9 protein-coding genes and 1 tRNA gene are annotated in these 11,920 nt (G+C 64.3%); 7 read left to right on the top strand and 3 right to left on the bottom strand.

Features of this window, described 5'->3' with window-relative positions:
• Nucleotides 1–4: 4 nt before the first annotated feature.
• Nucleotides 5–706, bottom strand: coding sequence for a Crp/Fnr family transcriptional regulator (locus tag ACQY72_RS10525; RefSeq protein WP_428153462.1), 702 nt, complete (start codon nucleotides 704–706; stop codon nucleotides 5–7).
• A gap of 169 nt (nucleotides 707–875) precedes the next feature.
• Here ACQY72_RS10525 and ACQY72_RS10520 point away from each other — a divergent pair, with 169 nt between their 5' ends.
• From ACQY72_RS10520 to ACQY72_RS10505, 4 genes are all read left to right on the top strand, one after another.
• On the top strand, nucleotides 876–1,193 hold the full coding sequence (locus ACQY72_RS10520; protein ID WP_428153461.1) for a 4a-hydroxytetrahydrobiopterin dehydratase: 318 nt from the start codon (nucleotides 876–878) through the stop codon (nucleotides 1,191–1,193).
• Nucleotides 1,193–1,993, top strand: coding sequence for an SDR family oxidoreductase (locus ACQY72_RS10515; protein WP_428153459.1), 801 nt, complete (start codon nucleotides 1,193–1,195; stop codon nucleotides 1,991–1,993). The genes ACQY72_RS10520 and ACQY72_RS10515 overlap by 1 nt, the downstream gene beginning before the upstream one ends.
• A gap of 173 nt (nucleotides 1,994–2,166) precedes the next feature.
• A tRNA-Arg gene (locus ACQY72_RS10510) sits at nucleotides 2,167–2,243 on the top strand.
• Between the two features lie 177 nt (nucleotides 2,244–2,420).
• Nucleotides 2,421–4,454 (top strand): TonB-dependent receptor, encoded by a 2,034-nt coding sequence (locus ACQY72_RS10505; protein ID WP_428153457.1) that lies wholly within the window; start codon nucleotides 2,421–2,423, stop codon nucleotides 4,452–4,454.
• 53 nt (nucleotides 4,455–4,507) lie between these two features.
• On the opposite strand, the gene ACQY72_RS10500 is transcribed toward ACQY72_RS10505, so the two are convergent.
• Entirely contained in the window at nucleotides 4,508–5,083 is a 576-nt protein-coding gene (locus tag ACQY72_RS10500; protein WP_428153456.1) for a DedA family protein, read from the bottom strand.
• A 193-nt stretch (nucleotides 5,084–5,276) separates the two neighbouring features.
• Between ACQY72_RS10500 and ACQY72_RS10495 the strand changes: the two genes are divergently transcribed.
• Nucleotides 5,277–5,438, top strand: coding sequence for a hypothetical protein (locus ACQY72_RS10495; protein WP_428153455.1), 162 nt, complete (start codon nucleotides 5,277–5,279; stop codon nucleotides 5,436–5,438).
• Nucleotides 5,439–5,541: 103 nt separating this feature from the next.
• Here ACQY72_RS10495 and ACQY72_RS10490 read toward each other — a convergent pair whose 3' ends face one another.
• The gene (locus ACQY72_RS10490; protein ID WP_428153453.1) at nucleotides 5,542–8,355 is read right to left on the bottom strand and encodes a TonB-dependent receptor; all 2,814 of its coding nucleotides are present in this window, start codon (nucleotides 8,353–8,355) and stop codon (nucleotides 5,542–5,544) included.
• 352 nt (nucleotides 8,356–8,707) lie between these two features.
• Here ACQY72_RS10490 and ACQY72_RS10485 point away from each other — a divergent pair, with 352 nt between their 5' ends.
• Both ACQY72_RS10485 and ACQY72_RS10480 read left to right on the top strand, forming a co-directional pair.
• A complete protein-coding gene (locus ACQY72_RS10485; protein WP_428153452.1) occupies nucleotides 8,708–10,072 on the top strand; it encodes an MFS transporter in 1,365 nt (454 codons plus the stop codon).
• Nucleotides 10,072–11,919: a hypothetical protein gene (locus ACQY72_RS10480; protein ID WP_428153451.1), complete on the top strand. Its 1,848-nt coding sequence runs from the start codon at nucleotides 10,072–10,074 to the stop codon at nucleotides 11,917–11,919. Before ACQY72_RS10485 ends, ACQY72_RS10480 begins: the two co-directional genes overlap by 1 nt.
• Nucleotide 11,920 lies beyond the last annotated feature (1 nt).

Below are 11,920 nucleotides of genomic sequence, written 5' to 3'. Positions count from 1 at the left end.
CGGATCAGGCGGCTTGCGGCTGCGGCAGTTTGAGATCCTTCATCACGTCGCGCATCAGGCCGTAACAACCGCACGAGGCCTGCTCCAGACCGTCACGGTCCAGCACCTTGACCCAGCCGCGCCCGCGCTGGATCAGGCTCTTGCCCTCCAGCACCGTCCCGACTTCGGAAACCGTGGCGCGACGCACGCCCAGCATGCCGGCGATATCCGCCTGGGTCAGGTCGATGCGGTCGTCCTCGGCCCGATCGTGCAGCATCAGCAGCCAGCGGGCCAGCCGTTCGTCCAGCCGGTGCTGGGCGTTGCAGGCGGCGGCCTGCTGGACCTGGGCCATCAGTCCTTCAGTGAACCGCGACAGGGCCAGACGCAGGCTCTCGCTTTCGTCCAGCGCCTCACCGAACACCTCGGCGGAACAATAGGCGGCGACGCCGTCACGCTGGGAAATCGCCCGGCTGGCGGCACGGGCGTTGAAGGGGCCGCAGGTCACGCCGATCAGCCCCTCTCGGCCGATGGCGGCGGTCTCGACCATCTTGTCGTCGGGCAGGATGGTCATCAGCGACACCACCCCCTTGATCGGGAACCAGACCTGATCGACCGCCTCGCCAGCGTCGTACAGCATCTGGCCGCGCGCGATCTCGCCCTGCTTCAGATGAGGTTCGATACGCTTGCGGTCGGCCGCGTCCAGCGCGGCGATCCAGAGATTGTCCATCTTAAGCCCCACTGACGATCGGACGACGCGCGGGACGCCGTCACGAAACCCAGAACGCGGAAGCTTGACTATGTGTTCCGTAACGCCGGTCCAGCTGTGTCGCGCCGGCTTGCGGGGACCCACGGGGCGCGTTACGCCAACCTGAACCGACAAGAGATCGTGCTGGGAGATGACGATGGTGGACAATATCGGAGCCAAAGCGGCGTGTGCTGCGCTGGACGGCTGGAAGCCCGGCGAGGACGGTCGCGACGCCATCGTGAAGGCTGTCGTCTTCCACGACTTCAACGCTGCTTTCGCCTTCATGACCCGCGTCGCGATGCAGGCCGAAGCCATGGGGCACCATCCCGAATGGTTTAACGTCTACAACCGCGTAGAAATCCTGCTGACCACTCATGATGCGGATGGCGTGACGGATCACGATTTGCAGTTGGCGCATTTCATCGACTCGATCACCGGCGATCTGACGCCCGGCGACGGACACGACTGATGGCCGCTGCCGACATCCGCCCCGGCCGTGTCGCCGGCAAGACCGTCCTGATCACCGGCGCGGCCGGCGGCCTGGGCGAGGCCATGGCCTTCATGCTGGCGCGCGAGGGCGCCCATGTCGCCGTCACCGACATCGACGGCGAGCGCGCCGACCTGCTGGCGGCCCGCATCAATGACGAGCTGCCCGGCGCCGCCTTCGCCTATACCCACGACGTGGCCAGCGAGGCCGACTGGGAGCGGGTCATCGCCGCCGCCGTCGCCGACCTGGGCAACCTGTCGGTCCTGATCAACAACGCCGGCGTCGGCGGCCCGCTGGCGTTCGTCGAACAGGACACGGTCGAGAATTGGCAGCGCCAATACGAGATCAACCTTCGCTCCATCATGCTGGGCGCCAAACATGCGATGCCGCACCTGCGCGCCGCCGCCCCGGCCTCGATCATCAACATCTCCTCGATCGCCGGCTTGGTCGCCGCCCCCGGCATGGGCGCCTATAACGCCACCAAGGCCGCCGTCTGGATGTACACCAAGACCCTGGCGCTCGAAGCCGCCAAGGCCGACTGGAACGTGCGCTGCAACTCGGTCCACCCCGTCTTCATCAAGACCCCGATACTGGATCCTTTCATCGCCATGGCCGGCGGCGACGAGGACAAGGCCCACGAGCGTCTGACGCGCGGCATTCCGCTGAAACGGATCGGGGAGCCCGACGACGTGGCGTATTGCGTCCTCTACCTGGCGTCGGACGAGTCGAAGTTCGTCACGGGCTCGGAGTTCAAGATCGACGGCGGCATGACGGCGCAGTAGCGCGCTGGCGCGCTACTCCTTTCTTTTTGGGCCTATCGCGCTTCGCGCTGCTTGAGGCCGTTGGCTTCCTTGTCGGTGATTGAGGACGGCCATCCGTTCGTCATCCGCTTATTCGGGATTGAGGCCGCGCGCGCCTTGCTGTAATCGGCCCATTCCGGCGTCACGCCGCATGCGCACCCGTAGCTCAGCTGGATAGAGTACTGCCCTCCGAAGGCAGGGGTCACAGGTTCGAATCCTGTCGGGTGCGCCATCTTTTTTCATGACCGCATCGCAAGTCAGTCGCTCACCAAGACGACGATTGGCGCGCCAGAACTGTTTCGCCTGCGTCACAGGCGAGCGGCGATCAAAGAGCGTTCGCCTGCGGCCTATTGACCTCTCGTGATGTTATCTCATAACACAGCGACTTCACTCCCCGAAGGTCACTGTCATGCGTCCCTCTTCCGTTTCGCGTTCGCTCCTTCTCGCGGCCGTCGGTTCCACCGTCCTGGCGGGCGCGGCCGCAGCACAATCGACGAACACCACCCCTGCCGAATTGGGCGACATCATCGTCACGGGCGCGCCCTATGGCATCAGCCAGCGCGCCTCGGTGATCGCGACGGACGTGGTGGATGAACAGGCGCTGGCCACCGCGCCGGCCACGTCTCTGGGCGACCTGTTGAACGGCCGTCCCGGCATCCGCTCCACCGACTTCGCACCGGGCGCCAGCCGCCCCGTCATTCGCGGGCTCAGCGGCCCGCGCGTTCAGGTGCTGACCAATGGCATCGGCCTGATCGACGCCAGTTCGGTGTCGCCCGACCACGCGGTCGCGACCGACCCGGCCGAGGCCAACCGCATCGAGATCATCCGCGGCCCCGCCACCCTGGTCTATGGCGGTTCGGCCATCGGCGGCGTTGTGAACGTTCTGGACAACCGCATCCCGACCGAAATCCCCGAGGGCGGCATTTCCGGCGTCGTCTCGACCCAGGCCTCCAGCGTCGATGACGGCCGCAGCGCTTTCGGCCGCGTCACGGTCGGCAGCGGCCATTTCGCCTTCAACGTCGATGGCGTGAAGCGCAAAAGCGACGACTACGACATTCCGGCCCCAGCCATTTCCGCCAGACGCGCCGCCGCCCAAGGCATTGCGCGAGGCGACGGCGGCAGCCAGCCCAACAGCTATAGCGATCTGGAAGCCTGGGGCGTCGGCGGATCCTACATCGGCGACAAGGGCTTCGCCGGCCTCTCCTACAAGAACACCGACAGCGAATACGGCACGGTCGCGGAAGAATCCGTCTTCATCAAGCTGAACCAGAAGCGCTGGGACGCGCGGGGCGAATATCGTTTCGACGCCGGTCCGTTCGCCGCCCTTCGCGGCTCCTACGGTCACGCTGACTATACCCACACCGAGTTCGAGGCCGTGGGCGAGCCTGGCACCATCTTCAACTCGGACGGCTGGGAAGGCCGCGCGGACCTGGTCCAGCGCGAACGCAACGGCTGGAACGGCGCCGTCGGCGTTCAAACCCTGTCGCGCGATTTCGAGGCTATCGGCGAGGAAGCCTTCGTCCCGACCGTCAAGATCGACGAGCTGGGGATCTACACGGTCCAGCGCCTGGACCGGGGCAACCACGGCTTCGAGGGCGGCCTGCGCTATGACCGGCGCGAACTGAGCGCCACGCCCATCGGCGGGACCAGCGAGGTGAACCGCGAGTTCGACAACTGGTCCGCCTCGGCCGCCGCCTTCATCCGCCCGGCGACCGGCCTGTTCCTGGGTCTCAGCCTGGCCCACAACGAACGGGCGCCCAGCGAAGTCGAACTGTTCGCGGACGGCGTCCACATCGCCACGGCGGCCTATGAGACCGGCGACCTGAATCTGAACTCCGAAAAGGTGACGACGCTGGAGGGCACCGCCCACTATGATCGCGGACGCTTCACCGGCGATCTGCACGTCTATCACTCGTGGTACGACGGCTTCATCGACGAGCGGCCGACGGGCGAAGAATTCCTCTTCGAGGAGGAGAACGAGACCTTCCCCGTCTATCGCTTCGTCCAGACTGACGCGAAATTCTACGGCTTCGAGCTGGAGGGCGCCTATGCCCTGTGGCAGGACGGCGATCGCAAACTGTCACTGGAAGGCGCCGCCGACTATGTCCGCGCCCAGACTGACTTCGGACCAGCCGCACGGATCCCGCCCTATTCCGTCACCGGCCGCCTGGCCTGGACCTCGACCAAGTTCGATGTCAGCGGCGAGGTTCGTCACGTCGGCGAACAGGACCGCGTCGCCAACGCCTTCGAACTGCCGACCGACGACTACACCCTGGTCAATGCGTCTGTCGCCGTCCGACCCTTCAGCCAGCAGAACGTCACCCTGTTCGCCGAGGCGCGGAACCTGACCGACGAGGAAGCCCGCGAACACGTGTCCTTTCTCAAGGACATCGCCCCGCTTCCGGGCCGCAACCTGCGTGTCGGCGTCGCCTACCGCTTCTGATCGCAAGGCAAGGCTCCGGTGGGCGGCTCTCCCGTCCACCGGACTTCTGGCGCTTAGACGACTTCGACGATCCGGCTGCGCCGAACCTTTCGCCAGAGCCAGATACCGACCAGCAGCACGACCGCAACGGCGACGACCGCCGTCAGGTGAATGTGGACGGGCAGATGTCCAAAGACATGCTCGATCCCCGTCCCGAACGCGAACCCCAGACCGACGAAGGTCACCGCCCAGATCATCGCGCCGATCAGGTTGAACAGTACGAAGCGCATCGCCGATACGTTCGACGTCCCCATCACCAACGGCGTCAATGAGCGCAATCCGAACAGAAACCTGAAACCGAGCACCAACCCGACCGGGTGTCGCTCAAGTCCGCGGATCACGCGGGCGTATGCCGGGCCGCTGCTCGCGCGTTTCACCCACGCGATGCCCCGCAGATAACGCCCGACAAGAAACAGAATCTGGCCCTGCGCCAACGAGCCGCCCAGCACGGCCAGCCCGACCTCCCACAGCGGTAACATTCCACGATGCGCCAGCGCGCCCCCGGCGACAGCCACGGCCTCACCCTCTGTCCCGGCGCCAATGAACAGGAAGGGTAGGCCAAGTTGGGCGACGAGGGTTTCGAACGACATGGCTGCGCCCCACTGAAAGCCGACCCAGACGGATCGCGACGATGCCGCAGAACATCGCTGCGACCAACCTCGGATATGATCCGTCCCGACCACCTATCGGCTTGATCGCGCAGGCCTGCCGACGGGATATCCACCCGCTTTTATATATTCGCGAACCGACGGACATTCCGAACTGTTCGCGCGTTAGGGCGTCATGACCGACAAAGAACCCCGGAAGACTCCCATCGGCTACGAAGACGGGCCGGACAAGCCGACGCGGAGCGCGTTTCGCCTGATCGCTCTGGCGATCGCGGCCGCCGCCGTGGTCTGCCTGGGGCTGATCGCGATGGTCGTGGCGCGCAACGGCGGAATCTAGCAGCCTCTGACGAGAGTTGGAATTCCCGACTAAGCTGATCAAAAAAGAACGCCGCCCCACGAGTGGGACGGCGTCAAGCGCGGGATCAGGGAGGGAAGCCCGCTTAGAAGGTGTAGCGAAGTCCGACGACGAACTGCCTGCCTGTGTGGGTATAGGCGTTCAGGCGATTGTCGGAATCCACGTACAGATCGGCATATTCGTCGGTCAGGTTCAGGCCTTCGAGGCTGACCCGGACTTGGTCGGTAATGTTGTAGGAGACCTGCGCATCGACGTTGGTCGTGGCGTTGGTGCCCATGACATCGTTGAAGTCGCTACCGGGAACGCCGGTCAGATACTGATCGCGGTATGCGACAGAGACCCGAGCGCTGAACTTCTCGTTCTCGTAGTAGAGGGTGGCGTTGTAGGCGTTCTTGGAAAGGCCGGTCAGTGTAGCGTCGAGCGTGCTGGCGCCCGGCGTCGTCGCCGTCAGATATTCGATCTGAGAGTCGACGTAGGTGTAGTTGGCCAGGAAGCCGAAATCGGACCAGAAGCCGGGAAGGAAACTCAACGATTGCTGCCAGTTGATCTCAAAGCCCTTCAACTCTCCGCCTGGCGAATTCACCGGCTGGGTGACGGCGAACACCATATCCGGGGTCGCAACGGTGCCATCGAGCAGCGAGTTCGGCAGGCCCAGGGTGCTGTAGACGGCTTCACGACGAAGCGTCTGAACAAAGGTGTCGATGTCTTTGTAGAAGACGCCCATGGCCAGTATCGACCCGGCTTGCGGATACCATTCCAGCGACAAATCCAGGTTCTTGGACTTGGTCGGCTCCAGGAAGGGGTTGCCCGAAGAGTAGGAACGGTTGGCGCCCTGCACCGACACCGAGCCGCCTGGCGACAGGCTGCCGATTCCAGGACGGGCGATCGTCTCCGCCGCACTGATACGCGCGACCAGATTGTCGCGCAGATCGACCGACAGGTTGGCCGACGGCAGCCACATGTCGTAGCTGTTGTCTACGGTCACATAGGATACGCCCGTCCCGACCACCGCGTTACCGCCGGACTGAAGATCGGTCTGGAACCAGCGATAGCCGACGTCGCCACGCCACGGCAAGCCAAACGCGTTGAAATTAAAGTCCAACTGGGCGTAGGCGCCCGTCGTCTCTTCCTTGATCGCGGCGGTCGTGCCCGTATTCTCGCGGAGCGCCCAGATGCCGATGTTGCTGTAGATGTCGTACTGGGAGATGAACTTGTCGAGGTCTGGCGCCAGCCAACTTCTCACCGCTGTGTCCGGCAAGCCCAGGCCCTGATCAAAGGTGAACGTGCGTGACAGGGCCGCAATCGCAGCGCCAGACGCGATAGTCGGCACGTTCGACGTGCTGGTGCGTTGCCTCGCGCCCGTCGAATAGTCGAACCGCTTGTAGTCCGCGCCGACCTTCAAGGTCAGATTGTCGTTGATGTCGTATTCGCCGGTCAGCTTGTAGGTCGTGAAGGCGTTGTCGACCCATTCCGGCGTCAGACGCACTTCCGACGTGCCGTTGACCATGGACCAGGCATTGGGATCGGTGGCGTCGAAGCCAAGGCTCATCTCCATCATCCGCGGGCGGAAATCATAGGAGAAGTTATTCGAGTTCAACCGCTCGAACGTCACCGTCGTCGCGATGGGATCTTCATAGGTGGACTCCGACCGGCCGACCGTCGCCTTGACGCGAAAACGATCGCTGAACTCGTGGTCGATGACGGCGGTCACCTGTTTGAACTCGGTGTTCAGCTGATTGAGGCTTGCCTGGGTGCGCAGATCGACACGGTCGATATTGGCCTGGATCAGGTTGTTTCCGTCCAGAATACCGGTGCGGATGATCGACTCCGGCTTGCCCGTCCCGGGACGGCTCAGCCCAAGGGCTTGAATCTGCGACTCAGCACGCTCGCCCTTGAACTTCGAATACAGGGCTTCGATCGTGAACAGAGTCGATTCGATGGGGCGAAACTGCACGGCAGTGGACAGACCAAGTCGCTTCGATGATGTGTCATAGCTGGCGTATGATGGAATGCGCGGCGCATAGATGCCGCGCTCGGCGTCGGCGCCATAACCCGTGACGACATAGTTCAGTTGTCCGGGTTGATTTCCGGTCACAAGGCCAGGAACGGTCGAGGCCGCATTCCAGCCCCCGTTCGAGCCCCCGAAGGTCCAGCGTGTGATGTTGGCGCCCTCCTCGATCAGATGGCGCTCGTCATAAGAGGCCGAGATTAGGACGCCCAATTTGCCGTCCAAGAAGCGGTCGCTCGCCAGGAAGGACACGCCTGGCGTTACGTCGCCGGCCAACTCGTTGTAGCTGCCCTGAGCGGACAGGACGACGCGGCGTCCGGGGCTGTCGAACGGCTTGGAGGCGTTCAGATCGACTGTGGCGCCCAAGGACCCCTCGTCCACCTCGGCCGAGGCCGTCTTGCGGACAATCAGGTTTGAGAACAGGTCGGACGAAAAGATGTTGAAGTCGAAGCCGCGACCCCGGTTCGTACCGCCCGAGTTGGACGTGCCTGACGAGGTGGCGATGGCTTCCATGCCATTGACCCGAACGCGGGTGTAGTCAGAACCCAGGCCGCGAACCGAAATCTGACGACCTTCGCCCGAACGGCGCGTAATCGCCACGCCGGGGATACGCTGAAGCGATTCAGCCAGGTTCAGGTCGGGGAAGTCCGCGATATCTTCGGCGGAGATGGCGTCGACGATGCCGTTCTCGTTCTTCTTGATGTTCAGCGCATTGGCCAGAGAAGCCCGAAAGCCGGTAACGACGATTTCGTCCACGTCCGTGGCGTCGTCCGTCTGCGGCGCTGCGGCGTCCTGCGCCATCGCACCGCCTGCGCCGAGCGTCACCGACATCGCCAGCGCCGAAACGCCGACCTTGAGCGCAAATTGGAATCCATGCGTCGAGCGCATCATATGGTCTCCTCCCCTTGCCCACGTTTCGTGGGTCTCTCGTTGGGTGGCGTCTCGGTCGCCCGATCCGCCGACGGCCGACCTTCGCCGGTCCGCTTCAAGCCGACATTGGATCGGTCGATCGATACAGGCCAATCCGAAGAAGGCATGGACCGATGCAAAAACTGAACCGATGCAGGAAATCGGATCGATACCGCTTATGGATCGATCCATAGGGCTTTTGGCTTAGACGCCCGGTGTCATCCTACCTATCGTCGGATTCAATGCGCTCAAAAGAAGCGTGACCATAGGGATGAGGCGGCCCGCGGCGAATGCGACCCCGGTCTGGTCTCTACAGATCGAGGAAACGCGTCGAATGACCGCCCAGGAAGCCCCCCATACCGGCGATGACGCCGCGCCGACATGTCGCCGGACCCGTGTCCGGTTCCTGATCCTGTTGCTGATCTTCCTGCTGACGACGATCAACTATGCGGACCGTTCGACCTTCTCCATCGCCGGCGACGCGGCCTCCAAGGATCTGGGGCTGGATGCGATCCAGATGGGTTACATCCTGTCGGCCTTCGCCTGGGCCTATGTGCTGGGGCAAATCCCCGGCGGCGCCCTGCTGGACCGGTTCGGCACCAAGCTGATCTACACCCTGGCCATCGCCCTGTGGTCGCTGTTCACCCTGTTCCAGGGCTTCTCCGGTTTCCTGGCGGGCGGCATGATCTTCATCGGCCTGTTCGCCATGCGCTTCATGGTGGGCCTGGCCGAGAGCCCCTCCTTCCCCGGCAACGCCCGACTGGTCGCCGCCTGGTTCCCCGGCAACGAGCGCGGCACCGCCTCGGCCATCTTCAACTCGGCCCAGTATTTCTCGCTGGTGGTCTTCGCCCCCTTCATGGGCTGGCTGGTGCACAGCTTCGACTGGCACTCGGTCTTCTTCGTCATGGGCGGCCTGGGCATCGTCGCAGCGATCGTCTTCTGGAAGCTGGTCCACAGCCCGGACCGGCATCCCGGCGTCAATCAGGCCGAGCTGGACTACATCGCTGCCGGCGGCGGCCTGATCAACATGGAGAACAAGGCCCTGACCAAGTCGGCCGGCTTCACCTGGAACAATGTCAAACAGGTGCTGGGCAGCCGCATGCTGATCGGGGTTTTCATCGGCCAGTACGGGATCAACGTCCTGACCTATTTCTTCGTGACCTGGTTCCCGATCTATCTGGTCAAGGAGCGCGGTCTGAACATCATGGAGGCCGGCTTCGCCGCCGCCGCCCCTGCCCTGTTCGGCTTCGTCGGCGGGGTGCTGGGCGGGGTCATTTCCGACGCTCTGCTCAAGAAGACCGGCTCCCTGACCATCGCCCGCAAGACGCCGCTGCTGATCGGCATGGTCCTGTCGGCCCTGATCATCGCCTGCGCCTATATCGACAACTCGGCCCTGATCGTCGTCGTCATGGCCGTGGCCTTCTTCGGCAAGGGCATCGCCTCGCTGGGTTGGGCCGTGGTGTCCGACACCTCGCCGCGCGAGTTCGTCGGCGTCACGGGCGGCATCTTCAACACCTTTGGCAATACGGCCGGCATCGTGACCCCCATCGTCATCGGCTATATCGTCGCCGCCACCGGCTCGTTCGATGGCGCCCTGTGGTTCGTCGGTCTGCACTGCGTGCTTGTCATCGCCGCCTACTTCCTGATCACCGGCAAGATCGAACGCCTGACCCTGAAGGCCGACGAGGCCAAGGCCTGATGCGCGCGACCCGCAGGACCATCCTCGCCGGCGCCTCGTTGTCGGCCCTGGGCCTGGCGCTGAAGCCGGCCTCCGCTTTCGCCGCACCGGTCGAGATCGCCTCTCCGATGGCGGCGCCGACCTGGGCCCTGATGCAACGCGAGTTGATCCGAACCCAGGCCGAGGCGTGCGAGGTCTTCTACGCCCGCTATTTCGACGCGCGGGGCTATTTCCTGCATTTCGAACGCTGGGGCGCCAACGACGGTCCCGACGACACGATCGAGAACGTCAACGACTGGCCCCTGCTGCACGCCCTCGGCGGGCCGGACATCGTCAAGACGATGTACACCCAGGCCTGGGAAGGCCACTTGCGCCAGTTCACGCAGGCGAAAACCACCGACGTCGAAGTCGCGCGCCGCGGCATGTTCTACAAGGAGTTCAACGTCCAACTCGACTGGCAGCACCATGCCGAAGAGATGACGATGTTCAACGTCCAAGGCCTGTCCGATCCGAACGATCCGCGCCTGAACGCCCGCACCCGCCGCTTCGCCGGCCTCTATATGGGCGAGGATCCGAGCGCGCCAAACTACGACCCCGAACACAAGGTGATCCGCAGTCTGATGAATGGCTCGCGCGGTCCGATGCTGCGCAAGGCGACGGCCCTGGACTGGGCCGGCGACCCGTTCGACACCACCGGCTTTCATATGGAGCACGGCGAGGACACCTACGAGGAAACCCTTCAGCACTACGAGGAATACACCGACGTCGTCGGCGACCATCCGCTGAACCTGTTCTCGACCACCCTGGCCCTGAACGCCTTCATGCTGGGGCACGAGGCCAAGTATCGCGACTGGCTGCTGACCTATGTGGACGCCTGGGCGGAACGGGCCCGGACCAACGACGACATCCTGCCGTCCAATGTCGGGTTGGATGGGGTGATCGGGTCGGCCGCTGACGGCAAATGGTGGGGCGGGACCTATGGGTGGGGCTTCAGCCCGGTCAATCCGGTCAACGGCGAGCGCGAGAACCGTAACCGGGTGCCGCGCACCGCCATCGGCTTCTTCAACGCCTATCTGCTGACCGGCGATGACAAATACCTCCAGACCTGGCGCGCCCAGGCCGACCGGATCAACGCCCAGAAACGCACGGTCGATGGCAAGGTCCAGACCCCGACCATGTACGGACCAGACGGCTGGTATGGTTGGAAGGACGGGCTGCACCAGGCCAACGTCCACGACATCTGGTGGTTCTCGATGAAGGAAGCCGACCGTCGCCGCGCCCCCGATCATCCATGGATCGCCTACCTGGAAGGCCGCGACGCCGCCTGGCCGGAAAAGGCCCTGGCCGCCGACATGGTCAAGGTCGCCGAACGGGCCAAGGCTCAGCGCGAGGACACGACCACGCCGGACACACGTCTGGCCGACGCCGTGCTGGACCAGAACCCCGCCGCCGTCACCGCCCTGATGCAGCAGACCATGGGGGCGCTTCACATCGCCCGCCCGACCTGGTCCCCGACCAGCGCCAATGCCGGCGGATCGCCCCTGTACGCCCGGCTCCGCTATTTCGACGCCGCCGCCCGCCGCGCCGGCCTGCCCCCGGACACGGCCGCCCTGATTGATCGGATGACCGCGACCGAGACCGCCGTCACCCTGGTCAACCTCAGCCCGACTCAGGCGCGCACCGCAGTCTTGCAGGGCGGCGGCTATGGCGAGCACCGCATTCGCTCGGTCGCCGTCGGCGACACACGGCGCGAGGTGAACGACGCGACCTTCACCCTGCGTCTGGCGCCGGGGTCCGGCGCGCGTTTGGTGCTGACGATGGATCGTTACGCTAACACGCCGACACTGAAATTCCCCTGGGATCGGTAGG

Origin of the sequence: Brevundimonas sp. (assembly GCF_965279155.1) — a bacterium.
Lineage (GTDB): Bacteria > Pseudomonadota > Alphaproteobacteria > Caulobacterales > Caulobacteraceae > Brevundimonas.
The sequence above is the reverse complement of the archived record's forward strand: the minus strand, read 5'-3'. Positions and strand labels throughout refer to the sequence as shown.

Bases quoted from the DNA above. Each gene is read 5' to 3' on its own strand.
- ACQY72_RS10525 (WP_428153462.1), bottom strand. From the start codon at position 706: ATGGACAATCTCTGGATCGCCGCGCTGGACGCGGCCGACCGCAAGCGT.
- ACQY72_RS10520 (WP_428153461.1), top strand. From the start codon at position 876: ATGACGATGGTGGACAATATCGGAGCCAAAGCGGCGTGTGCTGCGCTG.
- ACQY72_RS10515 (WP_428153459.1), top strand. From the start codon at position 1,193: ATGGCCGCTGCCGACATCCGCCCCGGCCGTGTCGCCGGCAAGACCGTC.
- ACQY72_RS10505 (WP_428153457.1), top strand. From the start codon at position 2,421: ATGCGTCCCTCTTCCGTTTCGCGTTCGCTCCTTCTCGCGGCCGTCGGT.
- ACQY72_RS10500 (WP_428153456.1), bottom strand. From the start codon at position 5,083: ATGTCGTTCGAAACCCTCGTCGCCCAACTTGGCCTACCCTTCCTGTTC.
- ACQY72_RS10495 (WP_428153455.1), top strand. From the start codon at position 5,277: ATGACCGACAAAGAACCCCGGAAGACTCCCATCGGCTACGAAGACGGG.
- ACQY72_RS10490 (WP_428153453.1), bottom strand. From the start codon at position 8,355: ATGATGCGCTCGACGCATGGATTCCAATTTGCGCTCAAGGTCGGCGTT.
- ACQY72_RS10485 (WP_428153452.1), top strand. From the start codon at position 8,708: ATGACCGCCCAGGAAGCCCCCCATACCGGCGATGACGCCGCGCCGACA.
- ACQY72_RS10480 (WP_428153451.1), top strand. From the start codon at position 10,072: ATGCGCGCGACCCGCAGGACCATCCTCGCCGGCGCCTCGTTGTCGGCC.